We start from the raw sequence: 25,236 nt of genomic DNA on the forward strand, positions 1-25,236 counted from the left end.
TTCGAATCCTGTCTTCCCGACCATTAAGAGAATGATATATCCCATAGGTTACTTATGAAGGGGCCTTAGCTCAGCTGGGAGAGCGCCTGCTTTGCACGCAGGAGGTCAGCGGTTCGATCCCGCTAGGCTCCACCAACTATTTATTTTGCGAGATAAAAGGTACGTTTATTTATTATAATGGCGGTGTAGCTCAGATGGCTAGAGCATTCGGTTCATACCCGAAAGGTCGTGGGTTCGACTCCCTCCGCCGCTACCTTTTAATTTTGGACCTTTAGCTCAGTTGGTTAGAGCAGACGGCTCATAACCGTCCGGTCGCAGGTTCGAGTCCTGCAAGGTCCACCTATCACTATTTTTATTATATCATGGAGGAATACCCAAGTTTGGCTGAAGGGATCGGTCTTGAAAACCGACAGGCGGGTAAGACCGCGCGGGGGTTCGAATCCCTCTTCCTCCTTTTCTTCTTAGTGATTTGTGGATGAAATAATATTATTGTCGCGGGGTGGAGCAGTCTGGTAGCTCGTCGGGCTCATAACCCGAAGGTCGCAGGTTCAAATCCTGTCCCCGCAATTGGTGGTTCCGTGGTGTAGGGGTTAACATGCCTGCCTGTCACGCAGGAGATCGCGGGTTCAAATCCCGTCGGGACCGCTTTACTTAAGGCTTGGTAGCTCAGTTGGTAGAGCACTTGATTGAAGCTCAAGGTGTCGGCAGTTCGATTCTGTCCCAAGCCACCTTTTCAATATACAAAATTATCTTAAGCCGGCTTAGCTCAGTTGGTAGAGCAACTGATTTGTAATCAGTAGGTCGCGAGTTCGACTCTTGCAGCCGGCACCATATTAGCGATAGTGGCGGCTATGGCGAAGTGGTTAACGCACCTGATTGTGGTTCAGGCATGCGTGGGTTCGATTCCCACTAGCCGCCTTTAAAGATTTGATTTTTGGATGATGCGGGTGTAGTTTAGTGGTAAAACTACAGCCTTCCAAGCTGTTGTCGTGGGTTCGATTCCCATCACCCGCTTTTGTAATACATTATATATTATGGGCCTATAGCTCAGCTGGTTAGAGCGCACGCCTGATAAGCGTGAGGTCGATGGTTCGAGTCCATTTAGGCCCACCATAATATTATTCCACAGTAGCTCAGTTGGTAGAGCAATCGGCTGTTAACCGATCGGTCGCAAGTTCGAGTCTTGCCTGTGGAGCTTGTAAGTTTTATATTGGGGAAGTACTCAAGTGGCTGAAGAGGTGCCCCTGCTAAGGGTATAGGTCGTTAACGCGGCGCGAGGGTTCAAATCCCTCCTTCTCCGCCAGTATAAAAGATGCGAAATTAGGTTTAATAATGAGGCCCGTTGGTCAAGCGGTTAAGACACCGCCCTTTCACGGCGGTAACACGGGTTCGAATCCCGTACGGGTCATCGCTGATTATAAAGAACAATGTCATTTATGACATTGTTCTTTTTATTGCTAGAAATGCATTGGAGGATAGGTATGAAGAGTAATAGATTTAAATTTTGGATTCTGACAGTAGTTGTTGCTATATCTGGATTATCTCAAGGGCTATTGTTGCCATTGATTTCGATTATATTTGAAGGAAAAGGTATTTCTTCGGGATTGAATGGATTCCATGCTACTGGTATATACATCGGGGTGCTACTAGTATCACCGTTTATTGAGGCGCCTTTACATCGCTTTGGATACAAGCCCATTATTATTGTTGGAGGTGGACTTGTAGCTGTTGCTTTATTAATATTTCCACTTTGGTTTAATTTATATTTCTGGTTTATTTTACGTTTGTTGATTGGTGTAGGAGATCATATGTTGCACTTTTCTTCGCAGACTTGGATTGGAGCAATGAGTCATCCTTCGAAGCGTGGCCGGAATATGGCTATTTATGGGCTGTTTTTTTCACTGGGGTTTGCAATCGGACCGCAGTTAGTGAATTTGATGGCAATTAATGCGAATTTGCCATTTGCTATATCGGGTATTATGGTTCTCGTTGCTTGGGGACTTGTATGGTTTCTTAGGAATGAGTTTGTCGCAGAGAGTGCGGTTATACGTGAAATTTCCTTTTTTGGTAGTTTGAAGCGGTTTTCAGGTGTGTTTAGATTGGCCTGGATTGCGATGATTCCGCCTTTTGTTTATGGGATATTGGAGACGGCGCTTAATGCTACTTTTCCAATTGTTGGGCTTCGCGACGGAATTCCACAGGCCATGGTTGTGACGATTATTTCTGCTTTTTCCGTAGGGACGATTTTATTTCAAGTTCCAATTGGGATTTTGAGTGATAGGATTGGTAGAGCTAAGGTTTTACCGATTTTTGTAGGAGTGGGGGCAACATTATTTTTTTGTGACGGCTTTTGTTTCTAATAGTATTTTATTGATTGTGATGTTTTTTTGTTATGGGTATTTTTCTTGGGTCGATGTATTCACTGGGATTGTCTTATATGACGGATTTGACGCCGCTTGAGCTATTGCCTGCTGGAAATATTTTAGTAGGAATGAGCTTTAGTTTGGGAAGTATTATTGGCCCTTCTGCGACAGGAATAATGATTGGCTTATTCGGAAATGATGTGTTTTATTTTGTGATTACTGGGCTATTGGTTGTGGCTTTTCTGGCTTTGTTTTTTGGGAATGCTCGAAAAAGTTCGACAATAGTGTGATTTTTTAGTTGACAGGAATTTCATGGGATGGTAATATAAATTCAATACATCAGAACTGGATGTAATTAATTTCATATGATAACTCTTATTGTGAGTGGTAGAGGGACTGGCCCTGTGAAACCCGGCAACCTTTCAGTTTTTGAAAAGGTGCTAAATCCTGCGAAACATGATGTTTCGAAAGATAAGAGAGTGAATACGGATTTGTATTTTTAGATATTCGTAGCCTCTCTGGTCTTTGCTGGAGGGGCTTTTTATATAAAAAAATAATGAAGGATTGGTGATGCGAAATGGCGAAAGTTAAAAGTTCAAATTTGGGGTATCCGCGTTTAGGTGAGAAACGTGAGTGGAAGAAGGCGCTTGAAAATTATTGGAACGCCAAGATTTCTGAAGAGCAATTACTTTCTGAAACTAAAGAATTGCGTTTACAATCCTTGAAGAAACAACAGGATAAGGGGATTGACTTGATTCCAGTAGGTGATTTTTCTTTTTATGATCACATTTTAGATACGAGTATTACGTTTGGGATTGTGCCAAAACGCTTTAATTATGAGGCGGGGAAAGTGGATCTTGATACATATTTCGAGGTTGCACGTGGGAACGATGGTGCGGTGGCTTCGGAAATGACGAAGTGGTTTAATACGAATTATCACTATATTGTGCCGGAACTTGTGGATGCAAAGCCACAGTTGACAGAGAATCGAGCATTGTTTTATTATGAGGAAGCGAAAAAGGAACTTGGTATTGATGGAAAACCAGTTATTGTTGGACCGATTACTTATTTGAAATTGGCGAAAGGGAACGATGATTTTAAAGGATTATTGAATCAGTTAGTTCCGCTTTATGGTCAAATTTTGAAGGAGTTGCAGGATGCTGGGGCGAAATGGGTGCAGATTGATGAGCCTTACTTGGCTACTAGTTTCGACAAGGAAGAACTGGCTTTGTTTGAGGAAGTTTATGGTTCATTTAAGGATGTTGCGCCTGATTTGAAGATTGAATTGCAAACCTATTTTGAAAGTCTTGATTATTTCGAAGAGGTTGTTAAATTGCCTGTAGATGCGATTGGTGTGGATTTTGTTCATGATCACGGGGAGTCGATTGAAGCGCTTGAGAAATTTGGTTTCCCTGAGAATAAAATATTGGCAGCTGGGGTAATTGATGGACGTAACGTATGGCGCGCTGATTTGGACGCGAAGTTAGCGTTATTGGAGCGAATTGCAAAAGTGGTACCGAAAGATCGCTTGATTGTCCAGCCTTCTAGTTCATTGTTACACGTACCAGTAACAAAAGCGAGTGAGCCTGATTTAGATGACGTGCTACTTGGCGGTTTGTCATTTGCAGATGAGAAGTTGATAGAGCTAGTAGCGCTTACCGGGGCACTAAACGGGGATGCGGTTGCGACGGAATTTGCAGATGCGAAAGAAGCATTAGCAGCAATTAATGGATCGAGTCATCGAAATAATGCGGAGGTTCAGGAAGCGATTCGTAATTTGGAGAATGTAGAAGTTAAACGTGAATTACCTTTTGCTCAGCGGATTAAGTTGCAACATGAGTGGTTACAGTTACCATTATTGCCAACAACGACGATTGGTAGTTTCCCGCAGTCGCCTGAGGTCCGGAAGAAACGCTCGGATTGGTTAAAAAATGTGATTACGGATACGGAGTATGAGAAATTTATTGAGGTGGAGACGGAGCGCTGGATTCGGATTCAAGAGGATTTAGATTTGGATGTGCTCGTACACGGTGAATTTGAAAGAACGGATATGGTGGAGTATTTTGGTCAGAAGCTAGATGGATTCCAAGCGACGAAATTTGGTTGGGTGCAGTCATATGGTTCGCGTGCGGTGCGTCCACCATTGGTTTATGGAGATGTTGCGTTTACGGAGGCAATCACGGTGAAGGAAAGTGTTTATGCACAATCATTGACGGATCGCCCTGTGAAGGGAATGTTGACGGCTCCTGTTACGATTATCAACTGGTCGTTTGTGCGTGATGATGTGCCAGATTATGTGGTGGCGAATCAGGTTGGTTTGGCGCTACGTAAAGAGGTGGAGGCACTTGAAGAAGCTGGGATTCGTGTCATTCAAGTGGATGAACCAGCACTTCGTGAAGGTTTACCGTTGAAACGTTCGAGATGGCAGAAGTATTTAGATGACGCGGTATATTCATTCAAGTTAACGACGACTTCGGTTAAGAATGATACACAAATTCATACGCATATGTGTTATGCGGAGTTTGAAGATATAATCGATACGATTAGCGCACTTGATGCAGATGTAATTTCCATTGAGACTTCACGTAGTCATGGTGAAATTATTGAGACTTTTGAGAGAGTTGGGTATGATAAGGAAATCGGTCTTGGTGTATATGATATTCATAGTCCACGTGTTCCGACTACTGGTGAGATTCAGGAAAATATTCACCGAGCTTTAAAAAGTGATTGATGCTCGTCAGTTCTGGGTGAATCCGGATTGTGGCCTAAAAACGCGTAAGGAGAAAGAAACGATTGCAGCATTGCGGGATATGGTGCGTGCGACGAAAGAGATTCGTGAAACGTATAAAGTTATAAAATAATAGGAAATAAGGCGCTAGGAACGGCATGATGTTGCTACTCTTAGCGCTTTTAAATTGATGGAGGGGATTGGATTGACAAAGTTAAAAAAAAGAAACTATTGTAGCACAAATTGGAAATCGAAAAAGTGGGGCAACCGGTGCTGTGAACATGCCTATTTATTTGTCAACTGCATATCGTCATGAAGATCTTGGTGTTTCAACGGGGTATGATTATACGAGAACAGGGAATCCGACGCGGGAGGTTTTGGAGGAAGCGCTAGCGACATTAGAAAATGGGATAGCTGGTTTTGCGACAAGTTCGGGAATGAGTGCGATTCAGCTGATTTTTACATTGTTTTCGAGTGGCGATCATATTATTTCTTCGCGGGATTTATATGGTGGTACATATCGGTATTTTGAATTGATTGCGAAAAAGTATGGCGTAGATTTTTCTTATTGGGAAACAACGGATATTAATGATTTAGAAAGTTTGATAACGCCTGGGACGAAGGCTGTATTTATCGAAACGCCAACAAATCCTTTGATGGTGGAGACTGATATTGCTACTGTTGTGGCTTTTGCAAAGAAACATGGTCTATTGGTAATTGTGGATAATACATTTTTAACGCCGATTTTGCAACAACCGCTTGATTTGGGCGCAGATATTGTTTTTCATAGTGCAACGAAGTACCTAGGTGGGCATAACGATGTATTGGCAGGTGCAGTGATTGTGAAAAATGAAGATTTAGCGGTGCAATTACGCGATTTTCATAATTCTATTGGCGCGGTGCTTTCGCCGTTTGATAGTTGGTTGTTGATGCGTGGACTGAAAACGCTTGTTTTGAGAGTGGAGCAACATCAGAAAAATGCGCGGAAAGTAGCGGAATTTTTAGAAGGCCATGAAGCTGTAACAAAAGTACTCTATCCTGGAAAAGGTGGCATGGTGAGTTTCTTGATTAAGGATGCTACACTTGTTTCCCCATTGTTGCGGAGTTTGAAATTATTTACATTTGCGGAGAGTTTAGGCGGTGTGGAGAGTTTGATTACGTATCCAGTGACGCAGACTCATGCAGATGTGCCGCGTGAGCTTCGGGAATCTTATGGTTTAACGGATGAATTGTTACGTATTTCTGTTGGAATTGAGAGTAGTGATGACTTAATTGCCGATTTGGATCAAGCTTTGGCGTTAGTTTTGAAGGAAGAGGTGGGTATAAATGAGTGATGACTTTTCATTTGATACAAAAGTAGTGCATGCGAGTCTTGGGATTGATGAGGCTACTGGTGCACTGAACACGCCACTTCATTTATCATCAACGTTTCATCAGCCAGATTTTGATAATTACCATGCGTTTGATTATGCAAGATCGGGGAACCCGACGCGTCAGGCTGTGGAGGAAGCAATTGCTAAACTGGAGAATGGAACGCATGGTTTTGCATTTGCAACTGGGATGGCTGCAATTTCTGCGACACTTTTGACTTTATCGCAGGGGGATCATTTTATTATTTCTAGTGATGTTTATGGTGGGACATTTCGGCTAACCGAGCAGGTCTTACCACGGTTTGGCATTGCTCATACGTTTGTAGATATGGGTAATTTGGATGCTGTGGCTGCGGCTTTTCAGGAAAATACGAAGTTAGTTTATGTCGAGACGCCTTCGAATCCATTAATGCGAGTGACGGATATTGCAGCGGTGGCAAGACTTGCGAAGAAACATAACTGCTATACGTTTGTAGATAATACATTTTTGACGCCAGCCTTGCAACGACCACTTGACTTGGGCGCGGATTTGGTGGTGCACAGTGCAACGAAATTTATTGGTGGACATAGTGATATTTTGGCGGGGCTTGTAGTAACTAATAATGATGAGCTCGCTGAACAGATATATTTTATGCAAAATTCAACAGGTGGCGTGCTTGGTGTGCAGGATTGTTGGTTGTTGTTACGCGGGCTAAAAACGCTTGCTGTTCGAATGAGCGTGGGCACAGCAACGGCACAGAAACTGGCAGAATTTTTGAAAACGGAAGAACGGGTGGAGGAAGTATTTTATCCTGGGCTTGTGAGTCATCCTGATTATGCAATTCAACAGCAACAGGCAGATTCTGCGGGTGCAGTCTTATCGTTTGACCTCGGTAGTGAAGAGGCGGCGCGCCAATTTGTGAACCATGTGAAATTGCCAGTATTTTCGGTGAGTCTTGGTGCGGTGGAGAGTATCTTGTCGTATCCGGCTCGGATGTCACATGCGGCAATTCCAGAGATTGAACGGTTGAAACTTGGTATTACGCCAGGATTATTACGTTTTTCGGCGGGGCTTGAGGATGTGGAGGACATTATCGCGGACTTCCAGCAGGCGCTTACTTATACAGTAGAAAGGAGTGCTCGTTGATGAATTTACGCCGCGATTTAAGTGAAAAAGTGTTAATTGCTGATGGTGCAATGGGTACGTTGCTTTATTCTTACGGAGTTGACCGTTCCTTTGAAGAGTTAAATTTATCACATCCAGATGATATTGTTGCGATCCATCGAGCTTATATCGAGGCTGGGGCGGATATTATCCAAACGAACACGTATAGCGCAAATTATATTAAGTTGTCGCGGTATGGGTTGGAAGATGATATAAAAAAAAATAAATCAGGCGGCGGTGCGGCATGCGAAAGAGGCGGCGCGCGGGACTGGTGTGTATATTTTTGGTACAATTGGCGGTATAAACGGGGCTAATGATGCGCGTATTGCGGCTCCAAGTCTGGAAGAGATTAAGCGGAGTTTTCGCGAGCAGCTTTATTGTTTGTTGCTAGAAGGTGTCGATGCCATTTTACTTGAGACTTATTATGACTTAGATGAGTTGAAAACAGTATTAAAAATTACGCGTGAAACAACGGACTTACCAATTGTAGCGAATGTTTCGATGCATGAACCAGGACTTTTGCAAAATGGACAAACATTGGCATCGGCTTTGCAGGAACTGGCGGATTTGGGAGCGGATGTTGTTGGTGCGAATTGCCGATTGGGTCCATATCATATGTCTAAAGCGCTAGAGACGGTACCACTTCTTGAGAATGCTTACCTAGCTGCTTATCCGAATGCGAGTTTGCCACAGATGGATGAAGGGAAAGTCGTTTACCAAACGGAAACAGATTATTTTGAGCAGTATGGGGAGATTTTTAGACAAGAAGGAGTGCGGTTGATTGGCGGTTGTTGTGGCACAACGCCGGATCATATTCGTGCGTTACGTCGTGGCTTGAACTCTCTAGAACCGGTGACATCCAAAGTGGTACATCCAATTTTGGAATTGGCGGAATTGGACGTGGCAGAAGATACGGGTGTGCGTCTGACGGATAAGGTGAAGGAACAATATACGGTGTTAGTGGAACTTGATCCACCACGGACCTTTGATACGGCGAAGTTTTTCGAAGGAGCGCAGGAGCTTGATGCAGCCGGTGTGGACGCAATTACAATTTCTGATAATTCACTTGCGACACCAAGGATTAGCAACATGGCATTGGCGGCAATTTTGAAGCATGAGTACGATATTAGACCACTCATTCATTTGACGACGCGGGATCATAATTTGATTGGGATGCACTCGCATATCATGGGTTTTCATAAGTTGGGAATTCAAGATGTGCTCGCAGTGACGGGAGATCCTAGTAAAGTTGGCGATTTTCCAGGTGCATCATCGGTTTTTGATTTGCGATCGGTGGAGCTTGTGCAACTGATTAAAAAGTTCAATGATGGGATTTCATATACTGGAAAGTCGCTGAAGGAGAAGGCGCGGTTCCAAGTTGCGGCGGCTTTTAATCCTAATGTACTAAAGCTAGATAAGGCGGTTCGTTTGATTGAGCGTAAGGTAGAGTATGGCGCAGATTATATTATCACGCAACCAATTTATGATACGGAAAAAGCAGTTCAATTAAAGGAGGCGCTAGTTGAGGCTGGAATTACAGTTCCTGTGTTTGTTGGTGTAATGCCACTTTTGTCAAGTCGCAATGCTGAGTTTCTGCATAATGAGGTTCCTGGGATTCGTTTAACAGATGAAGTTAGAGAGCGGATGCGGGAAGCGGACAAGACTGGTGCTGGTTGCGAGGAAGGAATGGCGATTGCCAAAGAAATTCTGGATTCGATTTGTGCACATTTTAACGGCGTTTATATTATCACACCATTTTTGAGATATGATTTGTCGATTGAATTAACGAAATATGTGCAGAATAAGGAGCAAATAGTTGAAATTAGCTCGCAAAATTGAAAAGTACCAGCAAACCTATTAACACGGCTTGCTGGTACTTTTAATTTCAAAAATCAATCATGTTCGCGCTTAGTAAACTAATCAAAAATGCGATAGCTAGTAGTAATCCGAAAAAAGTTAAGGCCTTACTCGTTGCTTTCATCGCGGGAACCATCGTTATTGGTACGCTTTTTCCAATGAAACGGCGAACAGCTTTAATAGCTTCGGGAACGCTTAGTAGGATAATTAGAATCCATGGTGTTGCTTCAACCGTGAAGATTAGTGCAATTTCCCATACGTATGCGAAAATGAAAGCTAATGTGAATAGAATGAGTGCACCTTTACGACCTAATAAGATAGCAAGTGTGAGGCGTCCGTTTGCTTTATCTGGTTCCAAATCACGAATGCTATTGGCTAGAAGAAGATTTCCAACTAGCACCATCACAGGGATGGAGACATAGACGATAAAGGAACTGATAAACCCGGCTTGAATATAGAAGGAAATAAATGTGATAATACCTCCCATGAAAAAGCCTGCCATAATTTCGCCAAAAGGTGTGTAAGCAATTGGATACGGTCCGCCGGTGTATAAATAGCCAACAAGCATCGAAATAATGCCGAGTAAGCCAATCCACCAATTATTCACGTCCATGCATAAGTAAACGCCACCTAGAATGGCTAATACATATAGAAAAATGGCTAGGAATAAAATAAAACCTGGTTTCATTCCGTTTCTAACAATTGCGCCACCGTTCCCCACTGTGTGCTCATCGTCTTGCCCTTTTTTGAAGTCATAATATTCATTAAAGAGGTTAGCAGATGTCTGAATGAGGAAACAAGATATTAGCATGACTAAAAAGCGTGTAAAATGAAAACTTTCGTAGCTCATTGCGACCGTGGTTCCTAAAAATACTGGGACAAAGGATGCAACCAGTGTGTGCGGACGTAATAACATCCACCATTTATGGAATCCGGAATGTCTAACAATAGCTGATTTTGTGCCGTGTGCCATTTGTTTCTCTCCTTTTATAAAAGCATTATACTTGTACAATTTTAGGCAATGTTTGTCTAATAGTCAATGGATATAGATGATTTCTTTTTTGTTTAGCTTACGGAGCTGTTTTTTGAAAGTGTCTAGAGGTGTAAAAACGCCCCTTTTTTGTTATAATGGTGTGGTTAGTGAAGGCAATGAAGGAGAGATGAGTAATATGGGGTTAACATTGCCGATAGAGCTGTTTCAGCAGGCAAAGCGGACAATGATTTCGCAACAGGAGAATGTGTTATTGAGCTGGGTTTGTGAGCTTCCTGATGGTGCGGCAAAGCGTGTTTTTGATCAGGGAAACGAGGCTTTTAAAGGTGAGCGTTTTTTCTGGCAAAATAAAGAGCGGACATTGCGGCTTGCAGGGCTTGGTGCGACTGATCAGTTACATGTGGAGCAGGGGCAAGACCGGTTTTTGATGTTACATACGCGAAAAGAGCAGGTGCTTAGGCAAACGGTAACGAATAGTGAGGAAACTGCTTGCGGGGCCGTTTATTTTGGTGGATTTAGTTTTGATGATCAGCATGATACGTCGCCAGAATGGGAAAGATTTGGGGAAGGATTTTTTTTATTTGCCCCTTTTTTTGGTGACGGAAAAGGAGGATTGTTGTTATTTATCGGTGAACGTGTGGCTTTCAGAGCATGATGATTATGAGAAGATTGAGGCTGTGATGGCCCAGTGGGATAAGTTGATCTCATCACCAATTAGGAGTAATCCAGATGTGGCATGTATCTCGGAAGAACGTTTGGCCGAAGATGCTTGGTTGCTTGCGGCTGAAGATGTTGTGGCGTTGTTGCAAGAGGTCACGAGCATGCAAAAGGTGGTGCTTGCTCGGCGAATGCGACTGGGGTTTGATGGGTTTATTTCGAGTAGTCGTATTATTGCACATATGGAAGAACAACAGGCGAATAGTTACTGTTTCGTGCTAGAAAATGGGACGAGTACTTTTTTTGGAGCAACACCAGAGCGGTTGTTATTAGCAGATGTGGATCATTTGGAATCAGCATGTGTGGCGGGCTCGATTGCTAGGGGTGAGACGGCTGGTGAGGATGCGATACTTGGTGAGACTCTACTAAGTGACGCAAAAAACTTGGCGGAGCACCATTTTGTTGTTGAGATGATTGAGGCTACGTTGGCTCGGTTTTGTAAAGACGTGCAAGTTTCAGCGAGTCCGACATTGCTTAAGAATCGAGATATACAGCATTTGTATATGACGGTTTCGGGACAACGAGGTGAGGCGAAAATGTTAGATGTTTTGCGAGAGCTTCATCCAACGCCGGCGCTTGGTGGTTGGCCACAGGCTGAAGCGATGGCAGTGATTCGTTTGAAAGAAGAGGCGGATCGCGGTTTTTACGGTGCACCGATTGGTTGGATTGACCCGCTTGATCGTGGTGAGTTTGCAGTCGCAATTCGTTCGGCGCTTGTTACGGGTACGAATGCATTATTATATGCTGGATGTGGCATTGTGGCAGATTCAGTACCAGCAGAGGAACTTGCGGAGACGGCGATTAAATTTCAGCCGATGTTGCGGGTATTAGGAGGTAGAGTTCATGAGCGATCATAGACAAGTGATGACGGAATATTTGGCGGCTTTTGTAGAAGAATTGGTGCAGGCTGGTGTGAAAGAGGCGGTTATTAGCCCAGGTTCGCGCTCAACGCCAATTGCTTTATTAATGGCAGAACATCCGACGTTAAAAATGTATGTGGATGTGGATGAGCGTTCAGCGGGATTTTTTGCGCTTGGAATTGCGAAGGCGTCGAAAAGGCCGGTAGTGCTTTTATGTACGTCGGGGACGGCTGCTGCGAATTATTTTCCAGCGGTTGCGGAGGCTAATTTATCGGCGGTGCCATTGCTTGTTTTGACAGCGGATCGACCGCATGAGTTGCGTAATGTTGGCGCGCCGCAAGCGATGGATCAGGTGCGCTTGTTCGGATCGCATGTGAAGGATTTTACGGATATGGCTTTGCCTGAAAATTCAACGGAGATGTTGCGTTTTGCGAAATGGCACGGCTCAAAAGCAGTGGATATTGCGATGAATGCGCCGCGTGGACCAGTTCATTTGAATTTTCCTTTGCGCGAGCCATTGATGCCAGTTTTGGAGCCATCACCGTTTGCGGTTACGGAGAAAAAACGTCGGCATGTGCACATTTATTATACGCATGAGGTTTTGGAGGACGCAGTAATTGGACAGATTATCGAGGCTTGTGCTGGGAAAAGAGGCGTTTTTGTAGCAGGACCTTTGGATAAAAAGGCTTTTTCACCGAAATTGGTGGCGCTGGCCGAACAGGTTGGTTGGCCGATTTTGGCGGATCCGTTGTCGCAGTTGCGGAGTTATGGGGCGCTGAGCGATGTAGTGATTGACCAGTATGATGCGATTTTACAGGAGAAAGTGGCATGTGAGGCGTTGCGTCCAGAGGTTGTCGTTCGATTTGGGGCGATGCCGGTTTCGAAACCACTGATGAAATGGCTGGAAGCATTGGAGGACGTGATGTTTTATGTTGTTGATCCTGGTGCGGCTTGGAAAGACCCGATTAAAGCAGTAACGAATATGATCCACTGTGACGAGCATTTCTTGGTGGGTGCGTTGACGGCTGGCTGGCAGGAGAAGACTACAAATGACTGGATGGTAACGTGGCAGCGACTGAATGTAAAAGTGAAGACGGTAATCGCGGCGCGTATGGAGATACTGGATAGGTTAGACGAAGGTAAACTTGTATTCGAGATGCGTGCGTGGATTCCGGAGCGGGCTGGCCTCTTCATTGGAAATAGCATGCCGATTCGTGATATCGATACGTACTTTGCGCAAACGAACAAGCAGATTAGAATGCTTGCCAATCGTGGTGCAAATGGGATTGATGGTGTGGTTTCTTCGGCGCTTGGAGCAAGTTTGACGGAACAGCCAATGTATTTACTGATTGGTGATTTGTCGTTTTATCACGATATGAACGGACTTTTGATGGCGAAAAAATATGGATTAAATTTGACGATTATTGTTGTGAATAATAATGGCGGTGGGATATTCTCGTTCTTACCACAAGCATCGGAGCCAAAGTATTTTGAGACGTTATTTGGGACAGGTGCTGATCTTGATTTCCGTCATACGGCGGCACTCTATGAAGGTGATTTTCATGAGGTGACGGATTGGGACGAGTTCCATGATGCATTAGATAGGGCTCATTTCCATAAAGGGTTGGATATTATTGAAGTTAAGACGAATCGGTATGAAAATGTGGATGCGCACCGGGAGTTATGGGATGCAATTAAAACAGCGATTCGCTCGGAGTTGGCATAAAGATGCAGATTCGTGGCGTAGACTATCATGTTGTGGAGACGAAAGCAAAATCTAATACAAGGGCCACCTTGCTACTACTTCATGGCTTTACGGGATCGCACGCGACATATGATACGATTTTGCCGATTTTGGCGCAGGATTGGCATTGTGTGACGGTAGATTTGTTAGGGCATAGTAAGACAGACTCACCGGAAAATTTGGAGCGATATCGGTTGGAGGAGCAAGCGGCGGATTTGATAGCTATCTTAGATCAGCTTGGGGTGCAACGAGCTTCTGTTCTTGGATATTCGATGGGTGGTCGTTTGGCTCTGGGGCTGGCAACACTTTATACTGAGAGAATCAGTGCGCTTATGCTGCAAAGTGCTTCGCCTGGCTTAGCATCTCGACAAGAACGCGAGGCACGAATTTTGAAAGATATGACGCTTGCTGATAAAATTAAAACGCAAGGTGTGGCAAGTTTTGTCGCAGAGTGGGAACGATTACCGCTTTTTGCAACACAGCTAAAGTTATCGCAAAGTGTACAGGAAAAAGTGCGCGCAGAACGGATGAACCAACGAATGATAGGTTTGGTTGGAAGTCTTGGGGGTATGGGAACGGGAGCGCAACCTTCATTTTGGAGAGAATTGCCAAATCTTCGCATACCTACATTACTTTTGGCTGGGCAAGAGGATCAGAAATTTTGCGGGATTGCGCTGGCGATGAAAAAGGCGCTTCCTGATGCAAAATATATTACTTTTTCAAATGCGGGACATACGATACATGTCGAGCAACCAGAAGCTTTTGGTTACGCGGTCCGCAACTGGTTACGAATTAGAGGAGGAATAAATAATGGGCTTTGAGTGGAAGAAAGAGAAGAATTATACGGAGATTAAGTATGAAACATACGAAGGCATAGCGAAAATTACAATTGATCGCCCACATGTGCACAATGCTTTCACACCAAAAACAGTGATTGAAATGATTGATGCTTTTACGATTGCACGTGATGATTCGAAAGTTGGCGTGATTATCTTGACAGGTGAAGGAGGAAAAGCGTTTTGTTCTGGTGGGGATCAGAAGGTGCGTGGAAATGGTGGTTATGTTGGTGATGATAACATTCCTCGTTTGAATGTGCTTGATTTGCAACGTTTGATTCGCGTTATTCCGAAACCAGTTATTGCAATGGTTGCTGGTTGGTCAATTGGCGGTGGGAATGTATTGCAACTCGTGTGTGACTTGACGATTGCGGCGGATAATGCAAAATTTGGTCAAACGGGACCGAATGTTGGTAGTTTTGATGCCGGCTATGGTTCAGGCTACTTGGCACGCGTAATTGGTCATAAGAAAGCGAAGGAAGTTTGGTTCATGTGTCGCCAATATACGGCGGATGAAGCGCTTGAAATGGGCTGGATTAATACGGTTGTGCCATTGGCCGATTTGGAAACAGAAACGGTTGCTTGGGCGAAGGAAATGCTGAAGAAAAGTCCGACAGCGCTTCGTTTTATTAAGGCAGCATTTAATGCGGATACGGATGGCTTAGCTGGTATTCAGCAACTTGCTGGTGATGCGACACTTCTTTATTACACAACCGACGAGGCAAAAGAAGGACGTGATGCGTTCAAAGAAAAGCGTGACCCTGATTTTGATCAATTCCCAAAATTCCCTTGATGGTTGGTGAAAAATGATGGAATTAACCAATTGGTTGGAAAAACGAGTGCGGCTTTCTCCTGAGAGGACTGCGCTCGTTTTTCAGGATAGGAAGGAAACGTTTTTAGATATTTATGATGCGGTGTGCGAGTTGGCGGGAAAATTGGCATCATTCGGTGTTCGGGATGGGATGAGTGTCGCGTTGCTCGGCCGAAATGATCGGGATACTTTTTTGATGATTCATGCGTTGCAACAACTGGGTGCGCGGACGGTTCTATTGAATAATCGTCTGACGGCGACAGAGGTTTTGTTTCAAATGCAAGATGCACGTGTGGAATGGTGTTTTTATGCGGATGTTTTTCGTGACAAGGTCAGTGATGACATATCGAGTGTTACTTTTGCAGATGTGATGGAAGCGCGGGTTTCGGAAGTATCGCTTGTTTCTCATTTTGCGATGGAGCGTGTTGCTTCTATTATGTATACATCAGGAACGACTGGTCAACCCAAAGGCGTGATGCAGACGTTCGGGAATCATTGGTGGAGTGGAACAGGCTCGATGTTGAACCTCGGTTTACAGACAAATGATAGTTGGTTATGCGCTGTACCGATTTTCCATATTAGTGGCTTGTCGATTTTAATGCGCTCAGTGATTTACGGGATTCCAGTTTATTTGGAAGAGCGCTTTGATGCGACACGCGTGGATCAGTTTTTGCGAAGTGGTGAGGTGACGTTGATTTCCGTGGTGACAACGATGGCGCAACGTTTACTGGATGTTTTTACGACAAGATATCATTCAAATTTTAGATGTATGTTGCTTGGAGGAGGGCCAGCGAGTAGAGAAATGCTTGAGGCTTGCTTTTTAAATGGGATTCCATTGGTGCAATCGTTTGGTATGACAGAAACGGCTTCACAAATTGTGACATTGCCGCCTGAAGAAGCTTTTTTGAAAATTGGTTCTGCGGGAAAACCGTTATTTCCAGCAGAAGTTAGAATTGGTGAGCAGGATGAAATTATGCTAAAAGGTCCTTCCATCATGCTGGGTTATTTACACAATAAATCAGCGACAGAGAATGCATTTGATGAAGATGGTTGGTTTCGGACGGGGGATGTCGGTTATTTAGATGACAACGGGTTTTTATTTGTTTTGGATAGACGTTCTGATTTGATTATTTCTGGGGGGGAAAATATTTATCCGACAGAAGTTGAGCATGTTTTGCTGGAATATCCTGAAATCAAAGAAGTCGCAGTAGTGGCTCAACCTGACGCATACTGGGGCGATGTACCGATAGCTTTTATTGTAGCAAATAACATGATTGATACAGCTGATTTATTTGAATTTTGCCAGGAAAAGCTAGCTAAATATAAAGTACCACGACAATTTCATTTCTTAGAAGCGTTACCTAAAACGGCATCACAAAAAATCCAACGTCATCGTTTAAGAGAAATCGCGAAAAAAACCGAGCAAATAGGACATGCTCGGTTTTTTCATCTATATTAATAATTTAATGCTTTATCTAATGCCGCTAAATTATCTTTCATAATTGACATATAATCACGTTTAGCATCGATATCTTTCTGTGTTAAAGTCTCCAAATTGTGCAGTTCCATTGTTTTTGTATTCGTTTCTTTTTGAATGACATCAGCAATTTTGGAATTTGTATTTTGTTCCAATAGAATGTATGGAATCTTATCTTTTTTTATTGTATTCACAATGGATGTTAACTTTTTCTGAGAAGGCTCATCGCTTGTTGAAATGCCAGCGATCGGAATTTGTGTCAAACCGTATTCATTTTCCCAGTAGCCATAAGCTGCATGTGCTGTCACGAATTCCTTATGTTTTGCGTTTGTTGCTGTTGTTTTATAATCATCATTCAATGCTTTTAGCTGTGACACAACACTTGCATAGTTTTTTTCAAAAGTATTTTTTTGAGCAGGAAGTTCTTTGCTCAGATTATCGCGCACAATGCCCGCCATCGTCACCATATAGTTCGGATCAAGCCAAACATGCGGATTGACATCACCGTGATCGTGATCATCTTTGTCGTCCGCATGATCATGTTCTTCTTCATGCGCAACAGTCGGTAGCTTTAAACCGTCTGTCGTCTCGACAAATTTCACGTTTTCACTTTTGAGCGATTGTTTCGCCTTATCGACAAAGCCTTCCATACCTAGACCAATATAGAAAAACAAGTCACTATCAGCAATATTCATCATGTCTTTTTGTGAGGGATCAAAGCTGTGGGCATCTGAACCGGCAGGGTATATCGAATGAGCATCGACGTACTTGCCACCAATCTGTGCTGTTAAGTATTGTAGTGGATAAACAGTTGTGTAAACCGTTAACTTGTCCGAATTCTTAGTCTTTGCGTCACTGTTACCACAACCGACCATAAAAATAGAAACAAGCAATAGTGTACTAAGTAAAATTGCTATTTTCTTCATGAAAATGGAACCCCCTAAATCGAAATGATTCTTATTTGATGTGTAAAAATAATAAATCGTAGTGATTACGATTTAACATCAGAAATTTATAATACCCCATATAGTAAGAAAAGGCAAGGATTTTATTAATGAAGGAGCGTTGAAAAAATAAATTTTGAAAAAGCTACGAAATATCGATGCGTCGAATCCTTGCACTGGGCTCTATTTTTCACTATAATGATGGTGATGATGGTCTTTGTGATCGCATTTTGTAGGTACTAAATCCACTCCACCTTTATGAAAGGGATGGCATTTAGAAATTCGCTTAATCGTTAGCCAACCGCCTTTTAAAGCACCGTGCTCTGTGATAGCCTCCATACCATATTGCGAACAAGTGGGATAAAATCTACATGTTCCAGGTTTAAGTGGTGAAATATATTTGCGATAAAGACGAATACCGCCTAACATTATTTTCTTCATTTTGCAATTCACCTTCACCTTTAGAATTTTTAACACTTTTATCGTACCATAAATCTGGGAAAAAGAAAGGGAATAAGCATGTATACGTATCAAGATTTGCTGGGGAATGATGTATCTATTTCATTTGATGTACTAGAAGAAGCAGATGATGTACTTGTGATTGCAAAATTTCACGACGCCTGGCTGTTTACAACCCATAAAAACCGCGGTATTGAATTTCCTGGTGGTAAAGGCGAGTCGGGAGAGTCGAACGAGGAAACTGCAAGACGTGAAACAATGGAAGAAACCGGTGCGGAACTAGATAAATTATATATTGTAGCGCAATATGAAGTAAGTACCGCAGAAAGAACTTTTAGCAAACGAGTTTACTTGGCGAATGTCACCGATTTTGTGAACCAAGTCGATTATATGGAAACACTTGGTCCAATCTTGATAGCCGGGGATTTAGCGAATATCGTTCAGCAAAAACAGTTCAGTTTTTTTATGCAGGATGAAGGGATGCAAGTCGTTATTCAAGAAGCGATGCGCCAACTAAAAACGAATAATTGGAGGTAATAAGCATGGGAATGCCATTAGAGGTCAATACAATGATTGTAACAAAGGGAAAGGAAAAGCGAGTTTCAGATAATTTTTTCGAGTTGGAAAAGGCTGGGTACCGCATTTATCCGATTGATGTTCCAGTAGAAGTTCGGACGACAAAAGAAAGTGAGACAAACGGTATTGCTGTACCACTGAAATTAATTTGGGAGAACGATAAAACTATTATTACATACGAACTAGTATCCTTGAATTCCAGTAATTAGACGACAAAAAAGTTGAGCTCTGACGGTGCTAGGCTCAACTTTTTTTAATAGTTACTTAGACATTTGTTTTATTTGACATCCGACGAATCCAAGCGACAATGCTAATGATCAAGGAGAAAATATACTCTCCAAGTGTAGCAATAAAAATCGCAATCGCAATCTCAGCTTGTGCAACCCCGCCACTGTAAAAGCTAATAAAGAATATAACTGCACTTGCAATCAAGCCTATTGTTGCTAAAAAGTACTTGAACCAGCGCCATTTTAAAATAAATTCAAAAATGCACACAGCGATAATAAAAATCGCAAAAATAATCAAAGTTAACGTTGAAAATATCATAGTTTCTTCTCCTTTGGTGAACCAAGCATTCATACAATTTGGGAAATCCCAATGTACAAAGTTCATTTTAACATAGTTTAGGGAGAATGGTAAACAGGAAACATAATTAAAGGAGCTAAAAATAGGATGAAGGATATTGTTTTATACGATCAAAATTGCCGATTCTGTAAGGCAACAAAACGACTTTTTGAAAAGCTGGATTGGATGCATGTCATTGAATGGAAACCGCTTCAAGAGTCAGAAAACACTCGCTTTACGCAAGAGGAACTAATGCGTGAAATTCATCTCATTACCCCGAGTGGTGATGTAAAAAAAAGGTTTTTTTGCGATTCGTAGGATGCTAGTGCGTTTTCCGCTAACCGGCTTGATTGGGCTCATCATGTATCTTCCATTTCTAAAGCCTGCAGGCCGTTTTGGGTATAGTGTTGTTGCAGACAATAGAACATGCGATATTCGAAAAAAGAAGCAGGAACAGACTTGAAAAAATTTTTGTGCGTGACAATAAAGCTGAAATATGTTACAATAACGTGAAAACTAAATTAAACTCTTATCCAGAGCGGTAGAGGGACTGGCCCTTTGAAACCCGGCAACCTACAAATATTGTAAGGTGCTAACCTGTGGCAGGAAGTGAATTCCTGATCGATGAGAGCGAAGGTATTGTAAATAATAACCTTCTCTCTATTCCGCGTGCAATTGGCAAATAGGGAGAAGGTTTTTTGTTGACATGGCATGAGTCATATCATATAAAGCGTGAACGAGACTAGAAGGAAGCAGACGGATAAGTTCGCATTTTTGCAAACCACTTCGCGATGGAGAAGAAAAAGGAGGAAATAAAGAATGGCAAGAAACCGTCATTTATTTACGTCAGAATCTGTTTCTGATGGACATCCAGATAAAATTGCAGATCAAATATCAGATGCAATTTTGGATGCAATATTAACGAAAGATGCTGATGCTCGTGTTGCTTGTGAAACGACCGTAACGACTGGGCTAGTTCTTGTAGCAGGAGAAATAACAACATCGACTTACGTGGACATTCCAAAAATTGTGCGTGATACAATTAAGGAAATAGGGTATACACGTGCAAAATATGGCTTTGATGCAGAAACATGTGCTGTTTTAACGGCAATCGATGAACAGTCACCAGATATCGCGCAAGGTGTTGATGTCGCTTTAGAATCACGCGATGGTTCGGAAGATGCGGCGATTGATGCGATTGGCGCGGGGGATCAGGGCTTAATGTTCGGTTTTGCAACAGATGAGACAGAGGAATTAATGCCACTTCCAATCTCGCTAGCACATGCACTTTCACGTAGAATTGCGGAATTACGGAAGAATAACATACTCACTTACCTACGCCCAGATGCTAAAACACAAGTAACCGTGGAATATGATGATAATAACCAACCAATTCGTATCGATACGATAGTTATTTCTACGCAGCATCATCCAGATATTTCACAGGAACAAATTGCATCAGATTTGCATAAACTAGTCATTGAAGAAGTCATTGATTCGCGACTTCTCGATGCAGAAACGAAGTACTTCATTAATCCAACAGGTCGCTTCGTCATTGGTGGACCTCAAGGAGATGCAGGGTTAACTGGTCGTAAAATCATTGTAGACACATATGGTGGTTATGCCCGTCACGGTGGAGGTGCATTTTCAGGTAAAGATCCAACAAAAGTAGACCGTTCAGGAGCGTATGCTGCCCGCTATGTTGCTAAAAATATTGTTGCAGCTGGTCTTGCTAAAAAGGTAGAGGTACAGTTAGCCTATGCTATTGGAGTTGCTCATCCAGTATCGATTTCTATAGACACATACGGAACGAGTCAATACAGTGAACAAGATCTAATTGATGCTGTAAACAAATTCTTTGATTTACGTCCGGCGGGGATTATCAAAATGCTTGACTTACGTCGCCCAATTTATCGTCAAACGGCGGCATTCGGCCATTTTGGAAGATTGGATTTAGACTTACCGTGGGAAAAAATAGATAAAGCACCACATATGAAAGAATTTTTATTAGAAACTGCAAATATAAATTTATAAATAGAAACCTAGCTTTGGAGCAAATCCAGCTAGGTTTTTTACATATCTGAGCCTTTTTTTATATAAAAAGGCCTATTTTTGTCACAAAAACTACACACACTTATGAACCATTATGTAATATAATAATTAAGTTACTTAACGAAAGGAGTTTTCAACATGAAAACAAAATTATTAGCAGCTTCAGCAATCGCAACATCACTTATCCTCGTAGCAGGTTGTGGTAATAGCGATGCGAGCAACGATACTAAAAAAAGAAGAAAAAACAGCAAAAACAGAATCAGCAGCAAAACATGAAGATCATCTAGACTATCATGATCAAAAAGCGTGGCAATTTGAAGCAGGAGATACACAATCCCCAATCAATATTGAAACAGCAAAAACAGAACCAATGAAAGATGCAGGTACAATCGAATTAAATTATAATCAAAAAGTAACAGATGAAGTAGATAATGGCCATAGCATCCAAGTCGATGACGGTGGGCAAGCAACTATTAACGGTCGTAAATTTGAATTGAACCAATTCCATTTCCACGCAGAAAGTGAGCATACAGTTGATGGTAAACATTATCCAATCGAGGCTCACTTTGTAAATGAACATCAAGATAGCCGTTTAGCAGTTATCGGCGTTTTCTTTAAAGAAGGAAAAGCGAATCCGGCATTCCAAAGCATCTTAAACAATGTAAAAAAAGGTGAAAAAACAACAGTTAGCGAACCGATTGACGTAGCATCTTTACTACCAACAAACAAATCATACTACCACTACCTAGGATCACTGACAACACCGCCACTTTCAGAAAACGTAGAATGGTATGTCATGTCAACTCCAGTAGAAGTTTCCAAAGAACAAATTGAAGAATTTAACAAATACTATGACGGCAACAACCGTAAAATTCAACCGTTACATGATCGTCCAGTACTAAAACACACAGATAACTAAAAAGACCAAGTGAACCGTAAATTATTCTTTTCCGTCGCCAAAATCTATGTTCCAATGTTTACGTACAAATCGTATGTTCCGCTTGATTTGGCGATGGATTTGTTGAGGTGCATTTAAATATCATTTTCAAATAAAGATTCAGGAAGTCATATTTATGTGATTTTTCGGGGTCTTTTTTTGCTGGATGCTGTTCAAACAAACCCAATTTATGATATGATAGACGTTGTTGAAAAAATGGACATAACTAGTTTAAAAATAGAGGAGAAATGTGACGATGTGTGGATTTATTGGATGCGTACATGACCGCATTGCTGAAATTACTGGCGAAGAGAAGGAAACGTTTAAGCAAATGAACGACATGATTACCCATCGTGGCCCTGATGATGAGGGTTATTTTACGGATGAGCATGTTCAGTTTGGATTCCGTCGCCTCAGCATTATTGATGTGGAGAACGGTCATCAACCGCTGACGTATGAGAATGAGCGGTATTGGATAATTTTTAATGGTGAGATTTATAATTATGTGGAGCTGCGTGAGAACTTGGTAAAAGAAGGTATGACATTTGAGACGAGCAGTGATACAGAAGTTATTATTGCTACATATGCCAAATATAAGGAGAATACGGCGGAACAATTGCGCGGTATGTTTGGTTTTGTTATTTGGGATAAGCAAGAACAAAGAATTTACGGTGCGCGCGATCCATTCGGCATTAAACCGTTTTTCTATGTAGAAGAAGATGGTAAGTTGTATATGGGCTCTGAGAAAAAGTCGATTTTGCATGCAATGAAATCGACAAAGCTAGATGAAGTATCACTGCAAAATTATATGACATTCCAATTTGTCCCAGAGCCGGATTCGCTGACGCAAGGCATTAAGCGTTTGGAACCAGGCCATTACTTTACGAAAAATATTGGGGAGTCCATGCAGATTCGCCAATATTGGAAAGCGAAATTCCAGCCGGTAGCTAAATCCGAAGATACATTTATTAAAGAAATTCGTGATGTGATGTATGATTCTGTGAAAATGCACATGCGTAGCGACGTGCCAGTTGGTTCGTTCTTGTCTGGTGGAATTGACTCCTCGATTATCGCTGCCATTGCGAAAGAATATCATCCTGCAATTAAAACATTCTCTGTTGGTTTTGAGCGCGACGGCTTTAGTGAAGTCGATGTTGCCAAGGAAACTGCTGAGAAGCTAGGTGTGGAGAATATCAGCTACATCATTACACCGCAAGAGTACATGGACGAGTTACCGAAAATTGTTTGGCATATGGATGATCCCTTGGCTGATCCTGCTGCTATTCCATTGTACTTCCTATCACGCGAAGCACGCAAGCACGTAACGGTTGCCCTATCAGGGGAGGGAGCAGATGAACTTTTCGGAGGCTATAATATTTATAATGAACCAAATTCGCTTTCGATGTTCAACAAAATGCCAGGTGCTTTGAAGTCAATGTTACGAGGCGTAGCTAATGTGATGCCTGAAGGGATGCGTGGTAAGAGCTTCTTAGAACGCGGAACAACACCGATGGAAGAGCGTTATATCGGTAACGCAAAAATGTTTACAGAAGCTGAGAAAAAGATTTTATTACCAAAATATCAAACGGGACATGACTATACAAAAATAACCAATCCGCTATATGCAGAAACAGTTGGTTACAACCCTGTCGAACGGATGCAATACATTGATATTCATACGTGGATGCGTGGTGATATCCTACTAAAAGCTGACCGCATGACGATGGCCAATTCACTGGAAGTTCGTGTACCATTTTTGGATAAAGAAGTTTTCCGCGTTGCTAAAGATATTCCTGCCTCGCTTAAGACAACGAATGGCACAACGAAATATGTCTTACGCAAGGCAGCAGAGGCTTTTGTACCGGATCATGTACTGAATCGCCGGAAACTAGGGTTTCCTGTACCGATTCGCCATTGGTTAAAAGATGAGATGAACCAATGGGTGAAAGATACTATCCGCGATTCACAAACAGAGCACCTAATCAATAAAAAATATGTGCTACAATTACTAGAGGATCATTGTGCCGGGAACCAAGATTATAGCCGTAAAATTTGGACGGTCGTTATTTTCATGATTTGGTATGATGTATATGTAGAAAACAAGTATAATTTTGGTGAATAATGTAATTATAATAGAAGCATCAGGCCTTTTCAGGTATGGTGCTTCTTCTTATTTTGGTGCAAAAAAACCGTATTTCCATGAATAATATGCAAAAAAAACACTATCAAAACGTTTTATAGTATACTTTTGTGAACATATCATGAATCTTTTTAGGAAAGCTTGAATACTAGGTATATGGTTGTATAATGCAATATGCATACAGAATTTTTTGTAATAAAATAGACTAAATGATAGTATTTTTTTGAGTGTTGAAATTTTCTGGTTTTTATTATATAGGATGCATATTTCATATATATGAGTAGCTGGAAAATAAAAAGTTATTGAAAAAGGAAAGTTTATTTCAAATGAGCAATTTTATTGTTGAATGATCTTCAATCATAAAAAAATGAACGAATCTGGTATGCAAAAATGGTGTTGGTTACACAAAAATGGTCCAAATATGTATAAAAGGTGAAATGTTTTAGAATCTATTGTATATATGAGCTTGGCTATGTATAATGGTGAAGGTGAAGCGCCCGGATGAATTTAGAATCAAAGCGTGCATTTAAACTAAATAGTCTTGATTTTATTTTGAAAAATAGCTAATACTATTGCGTTGAATATTTATAATTAGTTATATGTTTAAATAATACTTTAAAATACGAAATAACAAAATATTAAAACTGTTCTTATTAAGCTGTTTTT

19 protein-coding genes, 14 tRNA genes, 3 pseudogenes and 2 riboswitches are annotated in these 25,236 nt (G+C 41.9%); of the genes and pseudogenes, 32 read left to right on the forward strand and 4 right to left on the reverse strand.

The features are described 5' to 3' along the window. Window positions 1–59 precede the first annotated feature (59 nt). The 19 genes and pseudogenes from PROCOU_RS12660 (at window position 60) to PROCOU_RS12750 (ending at window position 9,444) form a co-directional block, all read left to right on the forward strand. A tRNA-Ala gene (locus tag PROCOU_RS12660) sits at window positions 60–135 on the forward strand. A 44-nt stretch (window positions 136–179) separates the two neighbouring features. Beyond that, a tRNA-Met gene (locus PROCOU_RS12665) sits at window positions 180–253 on the forward strand. 12 nt (window positions 254–265) lie between these two features. Further along, window positions 266–339: transfer RNA gene (locus PROCOU_RS12670), tRNA-Ile, on the forward strand. A gap of 25 nt (window positions 340–364) precedes the next feature. Beyond that, window positions 365–454, forward strand: a tRNA-Ser gene (locus PROCOU_RS12675). A gap of 39 nt (window positions 455–493) precedes the next feature. Next, window positions 494–567 (forward strand) — tRNA-Met (locus PROCOU_RS12680). A gap of 5 nt (window positions 568–572) precedes the next feature. Next, window positions 573–645, forward strand: a tRNA-Asp gene (locus tag PROCOU_RS12685). A gap of 10 nt (window positions 646–655) precedes the next feature. Then, window positions 656–728: transfer RNA gene (locus PROCOU_RS12690), tRNA-Phe, on the forward strand. Window positions 729–755: 27 nt separating this feature from the next. Further along, window positions 756–831: transfer RNA gene (locus PROCOU_RS12695), tRNA-Thr, on the forward strand. Between the two features lie 14 nt (window positions 832–845). Further along, window positions 846–918 (forward strand) — tRNA-His (locus tag PROCOU_RS12700). Between the two features lie 25 nt (window positions 919–943). Further along, window positions 944–1,014 (forward strand) — tRNA-Gly (locus tag PROCOU_RS12705). 22 nt (window positions 1,015–1,036) lie between these two features. Further along, a tRNA-Ile gene (locus tag PROCOU_RS12710) sits at window positions 1,037–1,113 on the forward strand. 9 nt (window positions 1,114–1,122) lie between these two features. After that, window positions 1,123–1,195: transfer RNA gene (locus tag PROCOU_RS12715), tRNA-Asn, on the forward strand. Between the two features lie 17 nt (window positions 1,196–1,212). Next, window positions 1,213–1,303 (forward strand) — tRNA-Ser (locus PROCOU_RS12720). A 33-nt stretch (window positions 1,304–1,336) separates the two neighbouring features. Beyond that, window positions 1,337–1,408: transfer RNA gene (locus PROCOU_RS12725), tRNA-Glu, on the forward strand. Window positions 1,409–1,481: 73 nt separating this feature from the next. Beyond that, window positions 1,482–2,653, forward strand: a pseudogene (locus tag PROCOU_RS12730) (MFS transporter). Window positions 2,654–2,735: 82 nt separating this feature from the next. Further along, a riboswitch (SAM riboswitch) is annotated at window positions 2,736–2,841 on the forward strand. 99 nt (window positions 2,842–2,940) lie between these two features. Then, a pseudogene (gene metE / locus PROCOU_RS12735) lies at window positions 2,941–5,224 on the forward strand (5-methyltetrahydropteroyltriglutamate--homocysteine S-methyltransferase). 97 nt (window positions 5,225–5,321) lie between these two features. Further along, complete coding sequence (locus tag PROCOU_RS12740; protein ID WP_036073020.1) at window positions 5,322–6,425, forward strand: aminotransferase class I/II-fold pyridoxal phosphate-dependent enzyme; 1,104 nt, start codon at window positions 5,322–5,324, stop codon at window positions 6,423–6,425. Beyond that, a complete protein-coding gene (gene metC, locus PROCOU_RS12745) occupies window positions 6,418–7,587 on the forward strand; it encodes a cystathionine beta-lyase (RefSeq protein WP_036073023.1) in 1,170 nt (389 codons plus the stop codon). Before PROCOU_RS12740 ends, metC begins: the two co-directional genes overlap by 8 nt. Then, window positions 7,587–9,444 (forward strand): annotated as a pseudogene (locus PROCOU_RS12750) (bifunctional homocysteine S-methyltransferase/methylenetetrahydrofolate reductase). Before metC ends, PROCOU_RS12750 begins: the two are co-directional and overlap by 1 nt. 46 nt (window positions 9,445–9,490) lie before the next feature. Here PROCOU_RS12750 and PROCOU_RS12755 read toward each other — a convergent pair. Next, a complete protein-coding gene (locus PROCOU_RS12755; protein ID WP_036073025.1) occupies window positions 9,491–10,435 on the reverse strand; it encodes a 1,4-dihydroxy-2-naphthoate polyprenyltransferase in 945 nt (314 codons plus the stop codon). Between the two features lie 196 nt (window positions 10,436–10,631). On the opposite strand from PROCOU_RS12755, the gene PROCOU_RS18625 reads away from it, so the two are divergent. From PROCOU_RS18625 to PROCOU_RS12780, 6 genes are read left to right on the forward strand one after another with little or no spacing between them, the layout of a single operon-like run. Then, window positions 10,632–11,108, forward strand: a complete 477-nt coding sequence (locus PROCOU_RS18625) for an isochorismate synthase (RefSeq protein WP_051994400.1) — start codon at window positions 10,632–10,634, stop codon at window positions 11,106–11,108. Next, window positions 11,050–12,027 carry an isochorismate synthase gene (locus PROCOU_RS12760; protein ID WP_244266320.1) on the forward strand — a complete coding sequence of 326 codons (978 nt, stop codon included), beginning with the start codon at window positions 11,050–11,052 and terminating at the stop codon, window positions 12,025–12,027. The genes PROCOU_RS18625 and PROCOU_RS12760 overlap by 59 nt, the downstream gene beginning before the upstream one ends. Beyond that, window positions 12,014–13,756, forward strand: coding sequence for a 2-succinyl-5-enolpyruvyl-6-hydroxy-3-cyclohexene-1-carboxylic-acid synthase (gene menD / locus PROCOU_RS12765; RefSeq protein ID WP_036073027.1), 1,743 nt, complete (start codon window positions 12,014–12,016; stop codon window positions 13,754–13,756). Before PROCOU_RS12760 ends, menD begins: the two co-directional genes overlap by 14 nt. Before the next feature lie 2 nt (window positions 13,757–13,758). Then, the gene (menH, locus tag PROCOU_RS12770; protein ID WP_036073030.1) at window positions 13,759–14,595 is read left to right on the forward strand and encodes a 2-succinyl-6-hydroxy-2,4-cyclohexadiene-1-carboxylate synthase; all 837 of its coding nucleotides are present in this window, start codon (window positions 13,759–13,761) and stop codon (window positions 14,593–14,595) included. Beyond that, on the forward strand, window positions 14,585–15,403 hold the full coding sequence (gene menB, locus PROCOU_RS12775) for a 1,4-dihydroxy-2-naphthoyl-CoA synthase (protein WP_036073032.1): 819 nt from the start codon (window positions 14,585–14,587) through the stop codon (window positions 15,401–15,403). The genes menH and menB overlap by 11 nt, the downstream gene beginning before the upstream one ends. 16 nt (window positions 15,404–15,419) lie before the next feature. Beyond that, a complete protein-coding gene (locus PROCOU_RS12780; RefSeq protein WP_051994402.1) occupies window positions 15,420–16,880 on the forward strand; it encodes an o-succinylbenzoate--CoA ligase in 1,461 nt (486 codons plus the stop codon). Here the strand turns inward: PROCOU_RS12780 and PROCOU_RS12785 are convergent. Further along, window positions 16,877–17,824 (reverse strand): metal ABC transporter substrate-binding protein, encoded by a 948-nt coding sequence (locus PROCOU_RS12785; protein ID WP_036073034.1) that lies wholly within the window; start codon window positions 17,822–17,824, stop codon window positions 16,877–16,879. The two genes, PROCOU_RS12780 and PROCOU_RS12785, sit on opposite strands and share 4 nt — an antisense overlap. A 201-nt stretch (window positions 17,825–18,025) precedes the next feature. Beyond that, window positions 18,026–18,283 (reverse strand): membrane protein insertion efficiency factor YidD, encoded by a 258-nt coding sequence (yidD, locus tag PROCOU_RS12790; RefSeq protein ID WP_036073038.1) that lies wholly within the window; start codon window positions 18,281–18,283, stop codon window positions 18,026–18,028. Window positions 18,284–18,361: 78 nt separating this feature from the next. On the opposite strand from yidD, the gene ytkD reads away from it, so the two are divergent. Beyond that, the gene (gene ytkD, locus PROCOU_RS12795) at window positions 18,362–18,838 is read left to right on the forward strand and encodes an RNA deprotection pyrophosphohydrolase (RefSeq protein ID WP_036073042.1); all 477 of its coding nucleotides are present in this window, start codon (window positions 18,362–18,364) and stop codon (window positions 18,836–18,838) included. Between the two features lie 5 nt (window positions 18,839–18,843). Continuing rightward, window positions 18,844–19,086 (forward strand): DUF2584 domain-containing protein, encoded by a 243-nt coding sequence (locus tag PROCOU_RS12800; protein ID WP_036073045.1) that lies wholly within the window; start codon window positions 18,844–18,846, stop codon window positions 19,084–19,086. A gap of 55 nt (window positions 19,087–19,141) precedes the next feature. On the opposite strand, the gene PROCOU_RS12805 is transcribed toward PROCOU_RS12800, so the two are convergent. Beyond that, window positions 19,142–19,423 carry a hypothetical protein gene (locus PROCOU_RS12805; protein ID WP_036073046.1) on the reverse strand — a complete coding sequence of 94 codons (282 nt, stop codon included), beginning with the start codon at window positions 19,421–19,423 and terminating at the stop codon, window positions 19,142–19,144. Window positions 19,424–19,549: 126 nt separating this feature from the next. Between PROCOU_RS12805 and PROCOU_RS16760 the strand changes: the two genes are divergently transcribed. The 5 genes from PROCOU_RS16760 (at window position 19,550) to asnB (ending at window position 24,552) form a co-directional block, all read left to right on the forward strand. Beyond that, entirely contained in the window at window positions 19,550–19,759 is a 210-nt protein-coding gene (locus tag PROCOU_RS16760) for a DCC1-like thiol-disulfide oxidoreductase family protein (RefSeq protein WP_051994403.1), read from the forward strand. A 208-nt stretch (window positions 19,760–19,967) separates the two neighbouring features. Next, window positions 19,968–20,072, forward strand: a riboswitch (SAM riboswitch). A 188-nt stretch (window positions 20,073–20,260) separates the two neighbouring features. Next, window positions 20,261–21,475: a methionine adenosyltransferase gene (gene metK, locus PROCOU_RS12815; RefSeq protein WP_036073048.1), complete on the forward strand. Its 1,215-nt coding sequence runs from the start codon at window positions 20,261–20,263 to the stop codon at window positions 21,473–21,475. A 156-nt stretch (window positions 21,476–21,631) separates the two neighbouring features. After that, on the forward strand, window positions 21,632–21,769 hold the full coding sequence (locus tag PROCOU_RS18630; protein ID WP_244266318.1) for a hypothetical protein: 138 nt from the start codon (window positions 21,632–21,634) through the stop codon (window positions 21,767–21,769). Next, window positions 21,705–22,412, forward strand: a complete 708-nt coding sequence (locus PROCOU_RS12820; protein WP_244266319.1) for a carbonic anhydrase — start codon at window positions 21,705–21,707, stop codon at window positions 22,410–22,412. Before PROCOU_RS18630 ends, PROCOU_RS12820 begins: the two co-directional genes overlap by 65 nt. A gap of 274 nt (window positions 22,413–22,686) precedes the next feature. Then, window positions 22,687–24,552: an asparagine synthase (glutamine-hydrolyzing) gene (gene asnB, locus PROCOU_RS12825; protein ID WP_036073050.1), complete on the forward strand. Its 1,866-nt coding sequence runs from the start codon at window positions 22,687–22,689 to the stop codon at window positions 24,550–24,552. Window positions 24,553–25,236: the final 684 nt, after the last annotated feature.

It is taken from the genome of Listeria rocourtiae FSL F6-920, assembly GCF_000525975.1.
Lineage (GTDB): Bacteria > Bacillota > Bacilli > Lactobacillales > Listeriaceae > Listeria_A > Listeria_A rocourtiae.

What these genes read in the sequence shown, in the direction of transcription:
- metC (WP_036073023.1), top strand. Translation starts at nt 6,418, where the DNA reads ATGAGTGATGACTTTTCATTTGATACAAAAGTAGTGCATGCGAGTCTT.
- PROCOU_RS12755 (WP_036073025.1), bottom strand. Translation starts at nt 10,435, where the DNA reads ATGGCACACGGCACAAAATCAGCTATTGTTAGACATTCCGGATTCCAT.
- PROCOU_RS18625 (WP_051994400.1), top strand. Translation starts at nt 10,632, where the DNA reads ATGGGGTTAACATTGCCGATAGAGCTGTTTCAGCAGGCAAAGCGGACA.
- menD (WP_036073027.1), top strand. Translation starts at nt 12,014, where the DNA reads ATGAGCGATCATAGACAAGTGATGACGGAATATTTGGCGGCTTTTGTA.
- menH (WP_036073030.1), top strand. Translation starts at nt 13,759, where the DNA reads ATGCAGATTCGTGGCGTAGACTATCATGTTGTGGAGACGAAAGCAAAA.
- menB (WP_036073032.1), top strand. Translation starts at nt 14,585, where the DNA reads ATGGGCTTTGAGTGGAAGAAAGAGAAGAATTATACGGAGATTAAGTAT.
- PROCOU_RS12780 (WP_051994402.1), top strand. Translation starts at nt 15,420, where the DNA reads ATGGAATTAACCAATTGGTTGGAAAAACGAGTGCGGCTTTCTCCTGAG.
- PROCOU_RS12785 (WP_036073034.1), bottom strand. Translation starts at nt 17,824, where the DNA reads ATGAAGAAAATAGCAATTTTACTTAGTACACTATTGCTTGTTTCTATT.
- yidD (WP_036073038.1), bottom strand. Translation starts at nt 18,283, where the DNA reads ATGAAGAAAATAATGTTAGGCGGTATTCGTCTTTATCGCAAATATATT.
- ytkD (WP_036073042.1), top strand. Translation starts at nt 18,362, where the DNA reads ATGTATACGTATCAAGATTTGCTGGGGAATGATGTATCTATTTCATTT.
- PROCOU_RS12800 (WP_036073045.1), top strand. Translation starts at nt 18,844, where the DNA reads ATGGGAATGCCATTAGAGGTCAATACAATGATTGTAACAAAGGGAAAG.
- PROCOU_RS12805 (WP_036073046.1), bottom strand. Translation starts at nt 19,423, where the DNA reads ATGATATTTTCAACGTTAACTTTGATTATTTTTGCGATTTTTATTATC.
- PROCOU_RS16760 (WP_051994403.1), top strand. Translation starts at nt 19,550, where the DNA reads ATGAAGGATATTGTTTTATACGATCAAAATTGCCGATTCTGTAAGGCA.
- metK (WP_036073048.1), top strand. Translation starts at nt 20,261, where the DNA reads ATGGCAAGAAACCGTCATTTATTTACGTCAGAATCTGTTTCTGATGGA.
- PROCOU_RS18630 (WP_244266318.1), top strand. Translation starts at nt 21,632, where the DNA reads ATGAAAACAAAATTATTAGCAGCTTCAGCAATCGCAACATCACTTATC.
- PROCOU_RS12820 (WP_244266319.1), top strand. Translation starts at nt 21,705, where the DNA reads ATGCGAGCAACGATACTAAAAAAAGAAGAAAAAACAGCAAAAACAGAA.
- asnB (WP_036073050.1), top strand. Translation starts at nt 22,687, where the DNA reads ATGTGTGGATTTATTGGATGCGTACATGACCGCATTGCTGAAATTACT.